Source organism: Serratia sp. CY47444 (assembly GCF_052168635.1).
Taxonomy (GTDB): Bacteria; Pseudomonadota; Gammaproteobacteria; order Enterobacterales; family Enterobacteriaceae; genus Serratia; species Serratia bockelmannii.
In genome coordinates this window covers 164657-179541 of record NZ_JBJNMH010000005.1, presented here as the reverse complement: position 1 = coordinate 179541, position 14885 = coordinate 164657, and the positions used below count along the sequence as shown (strand labels likewise).

The 14885-nt window shown below is 59.5% G+C and carries 14 protein-coding genes and 3 tRNA genes; 9 read left to right on the top strand and 8 right to left on the bottom strand.

Translation table 11 applies throughout. The features are described from left to right. Positions 1-588: 588 nt before the first annotated feature. Positions 589-1137, bottom strand: a complete 549-nt coding sequence (syd, locus tag ACJ8IL_RS10185; RefSeq protein ID WP_089196212.1) for a SecY-interacting protein — start codon at positions 1135-1137, stop codon at positions 589-591. A 63-nt stretch (positions 1138-1200) separates the two neighbouring features. Between syd and queF the strand changes: the two genes are divergently transcribed. From queF to xni, 3 genes are all read left to right on the top strand, one after another. Next, entirely contained in the window at positions 1201-2046 is an 846-nt protein-coding gene (gene queF / locus ACJ8IL_RS10180; RefSeq protein ID WP_049296155.1) for an NADPH-dependent 7-cyano-7-deazaguanine reductase QueF, read from the top strand. 192 nt (positions 2047-2238) lie between these two features. Beyond that, positions 2239-3603 (top strand): nucleotide 5'-monophosphate nucleosidase PpnN, encoded by a 1365-nt coding sequence (gene ppnN, locus ACJ8IL_RS10175; RefSeq protein ID WP_049206164.1) that lies wholly within the window; start codon positions 2239-2241, stop codon positions 3601-3603. A 54-nt stretch (positions 3604-3657) separates the two neighbouring features. Continuing rightward, positions 3658-4416 (top strand): flap endonuclease Xni, encoded by a 759-nt coding sequence (gene xni, locus ACJ8IL_RS10170; RefSeq protein ID WP_281041913.1) that lies wholly within the window; start codon positions 3658-3660, stop codon positions 4414-4416. 39 nt (positions 4417-4455) lie between these two features. On the opposite strand, the gene rlmM is transcribed toward xni, so the two are convergent. The 4 genes from rlmM to ACJ8IL_RS10150 form a co-directional block, all read right to left on the bottom strand. After that, positions 4456-5559 (bottom strand): 23S rRNA (cytidine(2498)-2'-O)-methyltransferase RlmM, encoded by a 1104-nt coding sequence (rlmM, locus tag ACJ8IL_RS10165; protein WP_019455735.1) that lies wholly within the window; start codon positions 5557-5559, stop codon positions 4456-4458. Continuing rightward, a complete protein-coding gene (locus ACJ8IL_RS10160; protein WP_004931896.1) occupies positions 5552-5947 on the bottom strand; it encodes a DUF423 domain-containing protein in 396 nt (131 codons plus the stop codon). Before ACJ8IL_RS10160 ends, rlmM begins: the two co-directional genes overlap by 8 nt. A gap of 51 nt (positions 5948-5998) precedes the next feature. Further along, positions 5999-6916 (bottom strand): transcriptional regulator GcvA, encoded by a 918-nt coding sequence (locus ACJ8IL_RS10155; RefSeq protein ID WP_025304049.1) that lies wholly within the window; start codon positions 6914-6916, stop codon positions 5999-6001. 385 nt (positions 6917-7301) lie between these two features. Beyond that, a complete protein-coding gene (locus tag ACJ8IL_RS10150; protein ID WP_025304050.1) occupies positions 7302-7526 on the bottom strand; it encodes a YgdI/YgdR family lipoprotein in 225 nt (74 codons plus the stop codon). Between the two features lie 196 nt (positions 7527-7722). On the opposite strand from ACJ8IL_RS10150, the gene csdA reads away from it, so the two are divergent. Together csdA and csdE are read left to right on the top strand one after the other, a co-directional pair. Then, positions 7723-8928: a cysteine desulfurase CsdA gene (gene csdA, locus ACJ8IL_RS10145; RefSeq protein ID WP_141998858.1), complete on the top strand. Its 1206-nt coding sequence runs from the start codon at positions 7723-7725 to the stop codon at positions 8926-8928. Positions 8929-8947: 19 nt separating this feature from the next. Beyond that, positions 8948-9382, top strand: a complete 435-nt coding sequence (gene csdE / locus ACJ8IL_RS10140) for a cysteine desulfurase sulfur acceptor subunit CsdE (protein WP_442516524.1) — start codon at positions 8948-8950, stop codon at positions 9380-9382. Here csdE and tcdA read toward each other — a convergent pair. Together tcdA and mltA are read right to left on the bottom strand one after the other, a co-directional pair. Continuing rightward, positions 9373-10179, bottom strand: coding sequence for a tRNA cyclic N6-threonylcarbamoyladenosine(37) synthase TcdA (tcdA, locus tag ACJ8IL_RS10135; protein ID WP_089196216.1), 807 nt, complete (start codon positions 10177-10179; stop codon positions 9373-9375). The two genes, csdE and tcdA, sit on opposite strands and share 10 nt — an antisense overlap. An 84-nt stretch (positions 10180-10263) precedes the next feature. Further along, the gene (mltA, locus tag ACJ8IL_RS10130; RefSeq protein ID WP_060435082.1) at positions 10264-11400 is read right to left on the bottom strand and encodes a murein transglycosylase A; all 1137 of its coding nucleotides are present in this window, start codon (positions 11398-11400) and stop codon (positions 10264-10266) included. A 216-nt stretch (positions 11401-11616) separates the two neighbouring features. Here mltA and ACJ8IL_RS10125 point away from each other — a divergent pair. The 3 genes from ACJ8IL_RS10125 (at position 11617) to ACJ8IL_RS10115 (ending at position 11969) form a co-directional block, all read left to right on the top strand. Beyond that, positions 11617-11693 (top strand) — tRNA-Met (locus tag ACJ8IL_RS10125). Positions 11694-11750: 57 nt separating this feature from the next. After that, a tRNA-Met gene (locus ACJ8IL_RS10120) sits at positions 11751-11827 on the top strand. Between the two features lie 65 nt (positions 11828-11892). Continuing rightward, a tRNA-Met gene (locus tag ACJ8IL_RS10115) sits at positions 11893-11969 on the top strand. A 90-nt stretch (positions 11970-12059) separates the two neighbouring features. Here ACJ8IL_RS10115 and amiC read toward each other — a convergent pair. Then, positions 12060-13313, bottom strand: coding sequence for an N-acetylmuramoyl-L-alanine amidase AmiC (gene amiC / locus ACJ8IL_RS10110; RefSeq protein WP_004931882.1), 1254 nt, complete (start codon positions 13311-13313; stop codon positions 12060-12062). A gap of 241 nt (positions 13314-13554) precedes the next feature. On the opposite strand from amiC, the gene argA reads away from it, so the two are divergent. Then, complete coding sequence (argA, locus tag ACJ8IL_RS10105) at positions 13555-14880, top strand: amino-acid N-acetyltransferase (protein WP_025304056.1); 1326 nt, start codon at positions 13555-13557, stop codon at positions 14878-14880. Positions 14881-14885: the final 5 nt, after the last annotated feature.

Here is a 14885-nt window from a genome sequence, read left to right as displayed (position 1 = left end):
GAGGAGCACGCACGGCGGGAGAGAACAAAAAGTTGGGGGCACTGCGTTAACAGTGCCCCCGGTTCGTTTTATAGCTATCCCGCTACACAGTGTGCTCCCTGCTCAATCCTTGAAAACTTTTCCTGCGGCCATCCTGACCAAGTGATCCTTGCATCATCCTGCAGCATCGTCCTGACGCGGTTCCTCAGCCTTCCTGACCCGCCGACAGTCCTGTGTCGGCTCTCAATCTCCGTCCTGGAGGTGTCCCTGGTTTCTATCCTGAAACATCCTGGGCATCTCCTGACGCCATCCTTCGCTCTACCTGAGCGCATCCCTTTCTTCTTCCTGAAGCTGCATCATCCTGATGCTTTCCTGCTCCGCCGGTTCCGTTCCGGTAACGATAAGATCGCTTAAATTCCCCGGAATCACAAGGGTTTGGGAGGTGTCTCACACTAAATTAAGACTAAGAGTTATCCTAAAGAAATTCTAACCAATTGATCTGGATAACAATAATCTCATAGCCTGGAAAAAGGTGGGAAAAATTAAGAGCGATATCTCACAGCCCGTGTGAGAGATCTCTCACACGGGCGACGGCGAATCCGCCGCGCTTCAGTCCAGCATAGGGCGCAGCGCATCGAGGAAATTCCCGAGCGTCGCCGCCAACAAGGTGCGCTTATCGCTGCCGAACTGCTCCAGTACCACGTTGCCGCTGACGTTGCACAGCGACACCATCGTCATCTCGGATTCGGTGGTCGCCAGGAAGAGAGTCGGTGACAGTTTGAGGCGCTTTTGCGTCACCAGATGGCCGATCAGGTTCTCCTGCAGGCGGATAAAATCCTCTTCACTCCAGACCTGCAGCAGGCTTAGGCGATGTTCCCCAAATTGCGCGCTCATGTCACCCGCGTATTGCTGCGTGTAGAAACGGTGCGCGTCCGGCTGCAAACGCAGCTCCAGCGCGGCCTCTACCTTCTCCAGCGTCGCCGCCGGTTCGAAAGGCTGCGGCAACCACAGCACGTCGTCCTCGCGATTCTCCACGATGCAGGGCGACGGCACGCCGTACAGCGCCTCGCTGGCCGGCGCGTGGCCGCGCTCTTGCTGCCACAACTCGACATAGCGTTGAGTGAATTCACGCAGGGCGTGCGATACATCATGGTCCATATTCTTTCTCGCATACGTTAAACTGACGGCCATTGTACCTATCTCTGACCGAGGTGACAGCAGATGTCCTCATATCAAGACCACCAGGCCCTGTCGGGGCTGACGCTGGGCAAACCCACCGCCTACCGCGATCGCTACGACGCCACGCTGCTGCAGGCGGTGCCGCGCAGCATGAACCGCGAGCCGCTGGGGCTGTATCCCGACAACCTGCCCTTCCACGGCGCGGACATCTGGACGCTGTACGAACTCTCCTGGCTGAACGCCAACGGGCTGCCGCAGGTGGCGGTCGGCGAGATCAGCCTCAATGCCGACAGCCTGAACCTGATCGAATCGAAAAGCTTCAAGCTGTATCTCAACAGCTTCAACCAAACGCCGTTCGCCGATGGGGAAACGGTGCGCAGCACCCTGCAACGCGATCTGTCCGCCTGCGCCCAGGGCGAAGTCAGCGTCACCCTGTTCAGCGTCGAGCAGTTGGAAGGCACGCCGATCGCCCGTCTGGCCGGCGACTGCATCGACCAACAGGATATCCGCATCGACAATTATGAGTTCAACGCCGACTACCTGTTAAACGCCGTCGGTGAAGAGGCAGTGGAAGAGCAATTGGTCAGCCACCTGCTGAAGTCCAACTGCCTGATCACCCATCAACCGGACTGGGGCTCGGTGCAGATAAGCTATCGCGGCGGCAAGATCGATCGCGAAGCGCTCCTGCGCTACCTGGTCTCCTTCCGCCACCACAACGAATTCCACGAACAGTGCGTCGAGCGCATCTTCAATGATTTGATGCGCTACTGCCGGCCGCAGAGCCTGACGGTTTACGCCCGCTACACCCGTCGCGGCGGGCTGGACATCAACCCGTGGCGCAGCAACGTCGCGTTCACTCCCGAGCACGGCCGCCTGGCGCGCCAATAAGTGCGAAACATTGCTCAACAACTGAGCTAACGAGCGGTTTGTGTTGGTAAAAGCGCAGGGACGGCGGTAAGGTTAAAACGAGGCTGCAGCCGGGCAGAACGCCCGTTGCACCGCAGTACACCAACCATAACGAGATGCTGTTTTGCTGCGTATGGATTACTACCGCCCCGCACCGGGTGCAAAGGAGTTACCTTGATTACACACATCAGCCCGCTTGGCTCTATGGATTTATTGTCGCAGCTGGAAGTAGACATGCTGAAACGCACTGCCAGCAGCGACCTGTACCGCCTGTTCCGCAACTGTTCGCTGGCCGTGTTGAACTCCGGCAGCCAAACCGACAACAGCAAACAGCTGCTGTCGCGCTATGAAACCTTCGATATCAACGTGCTGCGCCGCGAGCGTGGCGTGAAACTGGAGCTGGTCAACCCGCCGGAAGAGGCGTTCGTCGACGGCCGCATCATCCGTTCATTGCAGGCCAACCTGTTCGCCGTGTTGCGCGACATCCTGTTCGTGCACGGCCAAATCGCCAGCGCCGGCCGTTTCCAGCATCTGAACCTGGAAAACTCGGCCCACATCACCAACCTGGTGTTCTCGATCCTGCGCAATGCACGCACGCTGCATCTGGATGAAGATCCCAACATGGTGGTGTGCTGGGGCGGCCACTCAATCAACGAGAACGAATACCTGTACGCGCGCAAGGTCGGCAGCCAGCTGGGCCTGCGCGAGTTGAACATCTGCACCGGCTGCGGGCCGGGCGCCATGGAAGCGCCGATGAAAGGCGCAGCGGTCGGTCACGCACAGCAGCGTTACCACAACAGCCGCTTCATCGGCATGACCGAGCCGTCGATCATCGCCGCCGAGCCGCCTAACCCGCTGGTGAACGAGCTGGTGATCATGCCGGACATCGAAAAACGTCTGGAAGCGTTCGTGCGCATCGCGCACGGCATCATCATCTTCCCTGGCGGCGTCGGCACCGCCGAAGAGCTGCTGTACCTGCTGGGTATCCTGATGAATCCGGAGAACAGCGAACAGGTGCTGCCGCTGATCCTGACCGGGCCGAAAGAGAGCGCCGACTACTTCCGCGTGCTGGACGAGTTCATCATGAACACGCTGGGCGACGCGGCGCGCCGTCACTACACCATTATCATCGACGATCCGGCGGAAGTGGCGCGGCAGATGAAGAAAGCCATGCCGCTGGTGAAGGAAAACCGCCGCAACACCGGCGACGCCTACAGCTTTAACTGGTCGATCCGCATCGCGCCGGATCTGCAGCTGCCGTTCGAGCCGACCCACGAGAACATGGCGAACCTCAATCTGTATCCGAACCAGCCGCCGGAGCAATTGGCCGCCGCGCTGCGCCGCGCGTTCTCCGGCATCGTGGCCGGCAACGTGAAGGAAAACGGCATCCACGCCATCGAGCAGTTCGGCCCGTACAAGCTGCACGGCGAACCGCAAATGATGAAACAAATGGACAGCCTGTTGCAGGGCTTTGTCGCCCAGCACCGCATGAAACTGCCGGGCAGCGCCTATGTGCCCTGCTACGAAATCGTCGCCTGATCCTCAATCCCGGGCGGCGTAACAGCCGCCCTGTTTTTACTGACCTTATTGCCCATGATGATACACCTACTGATTGTCGACGCCCTGAACCTCATCCGCCGCATTCACGCCGTGCAGGGCTCCCCTTGCGTCAACGCCTGCCGCCACGCGCTGCAGCAGCTTCTCCAGCACAGCCGCCCGACCCACGCGGTAGCGGTATTCGACGAGGACGATCGCAGCGATAGCTGGCGTCACCAAATTCTGCCGGACTACAAGGCCGGGCGTTCGCCGATGCCGGAAAACCTGCAGCAGGAGATGCCGCAGCTGCGCGAGGCCTTCGCCGAGCTGGGCGTCGCCAGCTGGCATTCGCCCGGCAACGAAGCGGACGATCTGGCGGCCACGCTGGCGGCGAAAGTCGCCGGCGGCGGCCATCAGGTGACCATCGTCTCCACCGACAAAGGCTATTGCCAACTGCTGGCGCCGAACGTACAGATCCGCGATTACTTCCAAAAACGCTGGCTAGATATGCCTTTCGTGCAACAGGAATTCGGCGTACAGCCGCAGCAGCTACCGGACTATTGGGGGCTGGCGGGGATCGGCAGCAGCAAGATCCCCGGCGTGGCGGGCATCGGGCCGAAGACCGCCGTGCTGCTGTTGCAGCAATCGGGTAATCTGGATGGGCTTTATCAGCACCTGGAACAGGTGCCGGAAAAATGGCGCGGCAAGCTGGAGCAGCACCGCGAGCTGGCCTACGTCAGCAAACAAGTCGCCACGCTGCGCACCGATCTGTCGCTGGACGGCAACCTGCAGCAGCTGCGTCTGCCGATACAATAAGGGCGCTGCAAGCAGCGCCCTTCATCAGGTTTAACGCGATTAATCGCGCTCGTCGCGCCGACCCGGCACCGCCGACCACATGCGGCGCACGTGTACGGTGATCTCTTCGCGGTCGTGATACAGCTGTTTGGCGTGCACTTCGACGCTGATGCCGGCAGCGCCCAGCGCTTCGCGGATGCTCATCAGGTTTTGCGACACTTCCTCATAGCGCTTTTTCATCGGCAGCTTGAGGTTAAAGATCGCTTCGCGGCACCAACCTTTCACCAGCCACTGAATCATCAGGCTGGTCACTTTCGCCGGTTTCTCCACCATGTCGCACACCAGCCAGTAGATTTTGCTGCTGTTCGGCTCGAACTTGAAGCCGTCGGCGCGGTGGTGCGTCACCTGGCCGGTTTCCATCAGGCTCGGCGCCATCGGGCCGTTATCCACCGAATGCACCATCATGCTGCGTTTCACCAGCTGATAGGTCCAGCCGCCCGGGCAGGCGCCCAGATCGACCGCGTGCATGCCGCTGGCCAGGCGTTCGTCCCACTCGTCGGCGGGGATGAACACGTGGAACGCTTCTTCCAGCTTCAGCGTCGAACGGCTCGGCGCATCGGCTGGGAAGCGCAGACGCGGAATGCCCATGTAGAACGGCGAGTTGTTGTTGCTGTAGGAGTAACCGACGTAGCAGCAGCCCGGCGCGATGAAGAACACGTGCACCACCGGGCGAGTCGGGTTCTCGCGCGCCATCAGCACCTTCTGCTCGCGCATCGCGGCGCGCAGCGGCACCGTCAATTTGCGGCAGAATTTCATCAGCTCTTTGCTTTCGTTGGTGTCCGGCACTTCCACCCGCAGCTCGCCGCCGCGATCAACCACGCCGATCAGCATGCCAACGATCGGCGATACCCGATCCTCCGGTGGCAGATCGCGCAGCAGCTCACCCACCACGATCATCTGGCGGGCGAAAATCAGTTCGCGGAACGGAATCTCCCGCGCCAGGCGATCGGCATCGTCCGGCTGATAGCATTCGAACAGCACGTAACCGCTGTGCTCTTTTACCCGTGCAAAGCCGTAAATCTCCAACTGGGCGGCTTTGTCGGTGATCTCTGCCGCACACTCTTTTTCAAAGCCGGGGCGGCAGTACAACGCAATCTTATTCATGGCGCTCGGCCTTTTTCCTCAGACGCAAAGCGCCAATCAACATCAATATCCAGCCGATCAGGAAGCACACGCCGCCAACCGGCGTGATATATACCCAGACCTTCAGGTGCGACAGCGCCAGGCAATAGAGGCTGCCGCTGAACAACACGGTGCCGAACGCCAACAGCGCTCCGCTCCAGTAAAACCACAGGCTCACGCGGCGCTGCATCGCGACCGCCAGCGCCAGGATGGCCAGGGTGTGGAACCCCTGATACTCCAGCCCGGTACGGATCCAGGCCATTTCATTGGCGCCGAGCGTACCGCTTAACACATGCGCGCCGAATGCGCCCAACGCGACAAACACAAAGCCGCTGATAGCGGCGAAAACCAGCATGGAACGGCTGCTCATCGTGATCTATCCCATTAAAAATCACCGGCCGCGGCAAGGCGGCGGCCGGCCTTATTGTTCGTAGCGGAAGCGGAACTTCTCTTGTTCGCTGGCGGCACGCGCCAGGATCCACTGCCGGAAGGCGGCTATTTTACCCAGTTCTGCCTGGCTGTCATGACATACCAGATAAAAAGCGTTTTTACTGACCAGCACATCGTTGAACGGGCACACCAGGCGACCGGCTTCAATCTCGGTTTGCGCCATCACGTTGTTCACCAGCGCCACGCCCTGACCGTGCACTGCCGCCTGCACCACCATGGCGCTGTGGCTGAAGATCGGCCCCTGCTGCACGTTGATGTGCTGCAACCCCAGCTGGCGCGTATAGGCCAGCCAGTCGCGGCGTGAAACGTCATGCAGCAACGTATGATAAGCCAGATCCTCTGCGGTTTTCAGCGGATGATCGCCGGTCAGCAGGCTCGGCGAACACACCGGCAGCAAATATTCCGCATACAGGCGCTCGGCGCGCAGTCCCGGCCAGTTGCCGCGGCCGTAGAAAATCGCCACGTCGACGTCGTCCGCCAGCTTGTCCTCTTCGCGGTCCACCGCCTGGATGCGCACGTCGATGCCCGGATAAGCTGAGTTAAAGCCGGACAGCCGTGGCACCAGCCACTGAATGGCGAAGCTCGGCGGCAGACTGACGGTCAATGCCCCCTTGGCGCTACGCGCCTGCAGCTTGCGCGTCGCCTCGTTGATCGAAGAGAAAATCTCCTTGATATCGAGGTAGTAACTTTGGCCCTCTTCGGTCAGCAGCAGCGAGCGATTGCGCCGGCGAAACAGCTTCAGTCCGAGAAAGTCCTCCAGCGACTTGATCTGGTGGCTCACCGCGGCCTGGGTCACGAACAACTCTTCCGCCGCCTTGGTGAAACTCAGGTGGCGAGCGGCCGCATCGAACACGCGCAGCGCATTGAGGGGAGGTAAGCGTTTAGACATTAAATTAGCTACTTTTGTGTAACATTAATCCGAATGATTCGGCGCCGAAAATCGGGCGGCTTTGTGTGGCAAGCCATCGGTAAACGCTAACGGCGTATTGCCATTAGTTTTTTTAATCCGAGCCATTATAATTTGTCCGTTGAGGATGCGCCAGCAAATACCTATAGTGGCGGCACTTCCCGGGCCGGAACGAAAAGGGAGTGGGTGTCGAGGACGCCGATGAACTTTTGGCTTGTGGTTGTGATGTTGTGTTTGCAAATTGTCCGGCGATTCCGGACATGGTAGCTAGGCTACTGTTTTTTCACTTCCTGTACATTTACCCTGTCTGTCCATAGTGATTTTATGCAGCACCGCAAAACTTGCGGTGCTTTTTTTTGCCTGACGGTTACTGGTTGCTTTCAACCATCTCTTTCACATCGGCGCGGTTGATCTGCTGCTCGACGCCGTTAGCGTCTTTATAGCTGATCATGCCGGTATCGTTGTCCACTTTTGGCTTGCCGTCAGCGACAATGGTGCGTCCGTCATTGGTATGCATCACGTAGTTGCTGGAACAGGCGGCCAGGGTGAACGTAAGCATCAGGGCAGAGAGAACTGCGGCTGTTTTCTTCATTGAGGACTCCTTTTTAGTTTTAAATGCTGATAAATACCTTTTATGTGTATAGATGCGATTAATAAGCGCACATTTAATAGCATAACAAACTTTTCCAATTTTGCCAGGCGATAAGTCCTAATAGGCAGGATCGCTTGTCTCCGGCGGCAAAATAGGACAGGATCACCCATCGACTCAAGCCAGTGACAATCAGGGTATGACGCCTTTTAACCCCAGCCTTTTTCGCCAACAGTTTCCCGCGCTCGCGCAGGATGGTATCTATCTGGACAGCGCCGCCACCGCGTTGAAACCGCAGGCGGTCATCGACGCCACGCAGCAATTTTATCGCGATGACGCCGCCACCGTGCACCGCAGCCAGCATCGGGCGGCGCAGGATCTGACTGCCCGCTTCGAGCAGGCACGCGGCCAGGTGGCGAAATTGATCAATGCGCCGTCGGCCGACGACATCGTCTGGACGCGCGGCACCACCGAGGCGATCAACCTGGTGGCGCAGAGCTACCTGCGCCCGCGTCTGCTGCCGGGCGATGAAATCCTGGTGAGCGAAGCGGAACACCACGCTAACCTGATCCCCTGGCTGATGGTGGCGGAACAAACCGGCGCGCGGGTGGTGAAACTGCCCATCGGCGCCGATCGGTTGCCGGATTTGACGCAGCTGCCCGCCCTGCTCAACGACAAAACCCGCCTTTTGGCGCTGGGGCAAATGTCCAACGTCACCGGCGGCTGCCCGGATCTGGCACCGGCAATCGCCATGGCGCATGCCGCCGGCGCGCACGTGATGATTGACGGCGCTCAGGGCGTGGTTCACGGCCCGGCCGACGTACAGCGGCTCGATATCGATTTCTACGCCTTCTCCGGCCACAAGCTGTATGGCCCGACCGGCATCGGCGCGCTGTACGGCAAAGCCGAGCTGCTGGCGCAGATGGCCCCCTGGCAAGGCGGCGGCAAGATGCTGACCCAGGCGTCGTTCGACGGTTTTACCCCACAAAAGCCGCCGCACTGTTTCGAAGCCGGCACGCCAAACATCGCCGGCGTGCTGGGGTTGGCCGCCGCACTCACCTGGCTCAGCGAACAGGACATGGCGGCGGCGGAGCGCTACAGCCGCGAGCTGGCGGATCAGGCCGAACAGCGGTTGGCGCAGCTGCCGGGCTTTCGCAGCTTCCGCAGCTCCGGCTCCAGCCTGCTGGCGTTCGATGTCGCCGGCATACACCACAGCGACATCGTCACGCTGCTGGCGGAGCAAGGCATTGCGCTGCGCGCCGGCCAGCACTGCGCGCAGCCGCTGATGGCGGCATTAGGCGTCAGCGGCACGCTGCGCGCGTCGTTCGCCCCCTACAATACACAACAGGATGTCGATACGCTGGTCAGCGCGTTGACTCACGCCCTCGATCTGCTGGCCGACTGACGTGATTTCCGGAGACACTATGCTCGCCCCCCATCCTTTTGGCCGAGAGATCACCGCCGAAGCCTTGATTGCCACCTTCAGCGCGCTGAAACAGTGGGAAGACCGCTACCGCCAGCTGATCATGCTCGCAAAACGGCTACCGCCGCTGCCGGAGGCCTTGCGCAGTGAAGAAATGGCGTTGAGCGGGTGTGAAAACCGTGTCTGGTTAGGGCACCAATTGCTGGAAGACGGCACGCTGCACTTCTATGGCGACAGCGAGGGCCGCATCGTGCGCGGCCTGCTGGCGGTGGTGCTGACCGAAGTGGAAGGAAAAACGCCGCAGCAGATCGCCGCATTGGATCCGCTGGCGCTGTTCGACCGTCTGGCATTGCGCGCGCAGCTGAGCGCCACCCGCGCCAGCGGCCTGGCGGCCTTGGGCTCCGCCGTCAAGGCGATCGCCGCCCGTTACGCCTGACGCGCCGCCTTCGCCACCATCTTTTTCAGCGCGTGCGATACGGCGACGAAACCGAAGGTGGCGGTAACCATGGTCGCCGCACCGAACCCCGCGCTGCAATCCATTCTTTTTGGCCCTTCCGCCGTGCTGCGCGAAGCGCACACCGAACCGTCCGGCTGCGGGTAAACCAGCGGTTCGCTGGAGAAGACGCAGTCGATGCCCAGCTTACCCTTACCGTTTTTCACCACGTTGAAATCGTGCTTCAACCGCTCGCGCAGCTTGGCGGCCAGCGGATCCTGGATGGTTTTGGCCAGATCGGCCACTTCGATTTTGGTCGGATCGACCTGACCGCCGGCGCCGCCGGTGGTCACCACCGGGATCTTGAAGCGGCGGCAGTATGACAGCAACGCCGCCTTCGGCCGCACGCTGTCGATCGCGTCGATGACGTAGCTGAAGTTATGGTCCAGCAGCTCGGCGACGTTGTCCGGGGTGATGAAATCGTCGATGCAGGTCACCCGGCATTCCGGGTTGATCGCCAGGATACGCTCCGCCATCACCTCGGTTTTCGATTGCCCGACATGCTGGCGCAACGCGTGGATCTGGCGGTTGGTATTGGTAACGCAGACATCATCCATGTCGATCAGGGTGATGGCGCCGATGCCGGTGCGCGCCAGCGCCTCAGCCGCCCAGGAACCCACACCGCCGATGCCGATCACGCAGACGTGCGCCTGCGCGAACACCACCAGCGCCTGCTGGCCGTACAATCGCGCCGTGCCGCCGAAACGCTGCAGATAGGCTTCCGAATAAGCTGTGCTCATAACGCTTTAATTACCTTCGTAATGCAAATGATAAGGGCCGGAAAATCCGGCCCTTGCGGGTCAATCTTTTCACGCCGTATGCGTTTACCGAGTGGCCAGCAACGAACCGCCGCCAGTTGACTGATTCGCGCTGAACAACTGACCGCCACCGTTGTTCTTCAGCACCCAGACGCGGCCATAGTGGTTGTAGTATCCCGCCGAGTGGCCGGCATCCGGCCCGATGCCCTGATACATGTCAAAATGCTGGCCCTTGATGGCCCCGCCCACGTCGAGTGCGACCATCAGACGCATCTCGTATTTTCCCGTGAATTTACCCTTGTTGTCCAGCAGCGGCACTTCGGCCAGCAGCGTAGTGCCCGCCGGGATCAGCGAACGGTCGGAGGCCACCGAGGCTTTGGCGATCAGCGGCACCGCACTGGCGCCCTTCACCGGCGCAAAAGCTTCCGGACGGAAGAACACGAACGACGGGTTCTGCTCCAGCAGCTCACGCACCTCTGCGGCGCTGTGGGTATCCGCCCACTGACGGATCGCCTGCATCGACATGTCCGCCTTGGCCACTTCACCGCGATCGATCAGCACCTTGCCGATGCTGCGATAGGCGTGGCCGTTCTTGCCGCCGTAGCCGAAGAACACCAGCGGCTGGCCGTTGCCGTAGTCGACATAGCCACTGCCCTGGACTTCCATCATGAAGTTGTCCATCAGCGAGTTGGTGTAAGCGATGATATAGCGATCGTCAAGCGCGCCGGAATAGATGCCCGCGCGATCCGGCAAGCGGCCTCTGCCCTTCGGCGGCATGCGGTACAGCGGATAGCGGAACTCGCCCTGTTGGGTATAGCGCGCCTGCACCACCGGCGTATAGTAGCCGGTAAACTGCACGTTGCCGTAATTGTCGACACCTTCCATCTGGTAAGCGCTGAGGCCGTACTGGCTCAGCATGCGCGTGTCGGCGCCGGACGCCATCCAGCTTTGCACCGCCTGATAGGTGCTGTTGTTGCGGTTAAACAGCGAAGGCGACGCGTACTTGATCTCCATCAGCTGATCCGAATAATCCTTGGCGTTGACCGGCGAACCTTTGGCGTTGGGCTGATTGACCAGCTCCAGCGATTGATCCAGACGGCCGTCTTTATATTGCTGACCCCGATCGGTCGGCTTGGACGAACAGCCCGCCAACACCGCCACCAACAACCCGCCCAGCAGGTATTTGCCCCAACGTCCTTTCATCGCGCACACTCTCAAACTGATATGATCTACCGGCTGAACGATAACAAACGCTCATTGATAAAGGAATCGCTGCAAATAAAAAAAGCCGCACGGAGGATGGTGATGAAAAAGAAGGCAAATTGCGGGCAAATCCAGCAGAAAAACGGGTTTAGGCCAATAAAATGCAAAAAGGGTTTGCAACAAAACGCACGGAGAGTATAGTGCGCATCCATCGGACGCGGGGTGGAGCAGCCTGGTAGCTCGTCGGGCTCATAACCCGAAGGTCGTCGGTTCAAATCCGGCCCCCGCAACCAACCGATGCCGCATTGGCGGTATTTGCGTTTGGCTTCGATAACAAAGTATTATACGGACGCGGGGTGGAGCAGCCTGGTAGCTCGTCGGGCTCATAACCCGAAGGTCGTCGGTTCAAATCCGGCCCCCGCAACCAACCGAATGTCGTACCAGCGGCATAACATGAACGGTGGTTTCGTAGTAATACAGCATCAAGACGGACGCGGGGTGGAGCAGCCTGGTAGCTCGTCGGGCTCATAACCCGAAGGTCGTCGGTTCAAATCCGGCCTCCGCAACCAACTCTTGATGACAACAGATAAGCACCCTTCCGGGTGTTTTTTTGTATCTGCAATCCGCAAAAATAGCCGGACTCGCGCCCGGCCCTGCTTTTATCGGCTCGCCAGCGCGCCGCCGTTGGCGAAATAAGCCTTGATCCCCGCCAGAATCGACTCCGCCACCTGCTGCTGGAAATGGCTGGTGCGCAGCTTGCGCTCCTCTTCGATGTTGCTGATAAATGCCGTCTCTACCAGGATCGACGGGATATCCGGCGCCTTCAACACCGCAAAACCGGCCTGATCGACGCGATTCTTGTGCAACCGGTTGATTTTCCCCATCCGATTCAATACTTCCTTGCCGAACTTCAGGCTGTCGTTGATGGTCGCGGTCTGGATCAGATCGAACATGGTATGGTCGAGATAGCGGTCGCCGCTCTTGCTGACGCCGCCGATTTGGTCCGACGCGTTCTGCGTCTGCGCCAGGAACTTGGCCGCCGAGCTGGTGGCGCCCTTGGTGGACAACGCGAACACCGATGAACCGCGCGCGGCGCGGCTGGTAAAGGCGTCAGCGTGAATCGAAACGAACAGATCGGCGCGCTGCTTGCGCGCCTTGGCGACACGCACCTTGAGCGGGATAAACACATCTTCGTTGCGCGTCATGAACACTTTCATGTTCGGCTCGCGCTTGATCATGGCGCTCAGCTTGCGGGCAATCTGCAGCACGATATCTTTCTCGCGCGTCTTGTACTTGCCGATAGCGCCGGGATCTTCGCCGCCGTGGCCAGGATCCAGCATGATGACGATCGGCCGATCGCGCCCCGCCTTGCCGGCCTGCGGCGCTTCCGGCGGCAGCGTGCGCTCCAGATCGCCCTTGTTGTAATCTTCCAGTAACGCCAGTAGCGGATCATACTCCTCACCGCCGCTGCCGCCCTTGGTCGGGTAGAGATCCATCACCAGACGGTTGCGATACTCCGGTACCGGCGCCAGCGTGAAAATATGCGGGCTGACGCTCTGCTTGAGCTCAAGCACCAGCCGCACGGTATTCTGATCAAACTGGCCGACGCGCGCCTGCTTGAGATACGGATCGTCGGCGCGCACCTGCCCGGCAATACCTTTCAGCACGCTGTTGAGGTGGACGCCTTCGATATCCACCACCACGCGATCGGGATTGGTCAGGGCAAACTGCTTGTATTTCAGCTCGACGTTGGATTCCAGCGTGACGCGGGTATAAGTGGAGGATGGCCAGACGCGCACGGCAATCACGTGCGACGACGCGGCGAAGCCCGTGCGACTCACACTCAGCAACCAGCTGGCGGCAACGCCCTGTAATAAACGACGGCGGCCCAGATTGTGATTAGCGTTTGGCATGCGGCTCCGGCAGTAATAGCTGTTTACAACAGATTAAAAAAACACCAATAAAATGGGGGTGCCGAAAAACTTTAACCAATCATGCCAGCCCTGTCATCAGAAAATCTTTTTATGGTTTTTCAATTTATTAACGATTTAGCGCCCTTAGCTCGCTCTTCATGACGATTTCCCACTTGCCATTAGCGCCATAAAAGAATAAAAATACAAAAATATCGTATAAATATTCACAAGAGGTTTGCCCGTGAAGGAACGTAGTACAGAGCTGGTGCAAGGATTCCGTCACTCAGTCCCTTATATCAATGCCCACCGTGGCAAGACGTTTGTCATCATGCTCGGCGGGGAAGCCATCGAACACGAGAATTTCTCCAACATCGTCAACGATATCGGGCTGTTGCATAGTCTGGGCATCCGCCTGGTAGTGGTTTACGGCGCACGGCCGCAGATCGACGCCAACCTGGCGCAGCATAACTCTGAGCCGATCTACCACAAGCACACGCGCGTAACCGACGCCCATACGCTCGAACTGGTCAAGCAGGCCGCCGGTTTGTTGCAGCTGGACATCACCGCCCGCCTGTCGATGAGCCTCAACAACACGCCGCTGCAGGGCGCGCACATTAACGTGGTCAGCGGCAATTTCATCATCGCTCAGCCGCTGGGTATCGATGACGGCATCGACTATTGCCACAGCGGCCGCATTCGCCGCATCGATGAAGAAGCGATCCATCGCCAACTCGACAGCAACGCCATCGTGCTGATCGGTCCGGTCGCGGTCTCAGTCACCGGCGAGAGTTTCAACCTGACTTCGGAAGAAGTGGCCACCCAGTTGGCGATCAAACTGAAAGCGGAAAAAATGATCGGTTTCTGCTCCTCACAGGGCGTGACCGATGCAGAAGGCAATATCCTTTCCGAACTGTTCCCCAACGACGCGCAAAAGCGCCTTGAAGAACTGGAGGAAGGCGGCGATTACCATTCCGGCACCGTGCGCTTCCTGCGCGGCGCGGTGAAAGGCTGCCGCAGCGGCGTGCGCCGCAGCCACTTGATCAGCTATCAGGAGGATGGCGCGCTGGTGCAAGAGCTGTTCTCGCGCGACGGCATCGGCACCCAAATCGTGATGGAAAGCGCCGAGCAGGTGCGCCGGGCGACGATCAACGACATCGGCGGCATCCTGGAACTGATCCGGCCGCTCGAACAACAGGGTATTCTGGTGCGCCGTTCACGTGAACAGCTGGAGATGGAGATAGACAAGTTCACCATTATCGAACGCGACAACCTGACCATCGCCTGTGCGGCACTGTACCCGTTCCTGGAGGAAAAAATCGGTGAGATGGCCTGTGTCGCGGTACATCCCGATTACCGCAGTTCTTCGCGCGGCGAGATGCTGCTGCAGCGGGTAGAAAACCAGGCGCGCCAGATGGGGCTGAAGAAGCTGTTCGTGCTGACCACCCGTAGCATCCACTGGTTCCAGGAACGTGGCTTTACCCCGGCGGAGGTCGACGTGCTGCCGATGCAGAAACAGGCGTTGTACAACTACCAGCGCCGCTCCAAAATTCTGCTGGCGGATCTGTAATCACA

What these genes read in the sequence shown, in the direction of transcription:
- ACJ8IL_RS10160 (WP_004931896.1), bottom strand. Translation starts at nt 5,947, where the DNA reads ATGAGCAGCCGTTCCATGCTGGTTTTCGCCGCTATCAGCGGCTTTGTG.
- queF (WP_049296155.1), top strand. Translation starts at nt 1,201, where the DNA reads ATGTCCTCATATCAAGACCACCAGGCCCTGTCGGGGCTGACGCTGGGC.
- syd (WP_089196212.1), bottom strand. Translation starts at nt 1,137, where the DNA reads ATGGACCATGATGTATCGCACGCCCTGCGTGAATTCACTCAACGCTAT.
- xni (WP_281041913.1), top strand. Translation starts at nt 3,658, where the DNA reads ATGATGATACACCTACTGATTGTCGACGCCCTGAACCTCATCCGCCGC.
- csdA (WP_141998858.1), top strand. Translation starts at nt 7,723, where the DNA reads ATGACGCCTTTTAACCCCAGCCTTTTTCGCCAACAGTTTCCCGCGCTC.
- tcdA (WP_089196216.1), bottom strand. Translation starts at nt 10,179, where the DNA reads ATGAGCACAGCTTATTCGGAAGCCTATCTGCAGCGTTTCGGCGGCACG.
- csdE (WP_442516524.1), top strand. Translation starts at nt 8,948, where the DNA reads ATGCTCGCCCCCCATCCTTTTGGCCGAGAGATCACCGCCGAAGCCTTG.
- rlmM (WP_019455735.1), bottom strand. Translation starts at nt 5,559, where the DNA reads ATGAATAAGATTGCGTTGTACTGCCGCCCCGGCTTTGAAAAAGAGTGT.
- ACJ8IL_RS10150 (WP_025304050.1), bottom strand. Translation starts at nt 7,526, where the DNA reads ATGAAGAAAACAGCCGCAGTTCTCTCTGCCCTGATGCTTACGTTCACC.
- mltA (WP_060435082.1), bottom strand. Translation starts at nt 11,400, where the DNA reads ATGAAAGGACGTTGGGGCAAATACCTGCTGGGCGGGTTGTTGGTGGCG.
- amiC (WP_004931882.1), bottom strand. Translation starts at nt 13,313, where the DNA reads ATGCCAAACGCTAATCACAATCTGGGCCGCCGTCGTTTATTACAGGGC.
- ACJ8IL_RS10155 (WP_025304049.1), bottom strand. Translation starts at nt 6,916, where the DNA reads ATGTCTAAACGCTTACCTCCCCTCAATGCGCTGCGCGTGTTCGATGCG.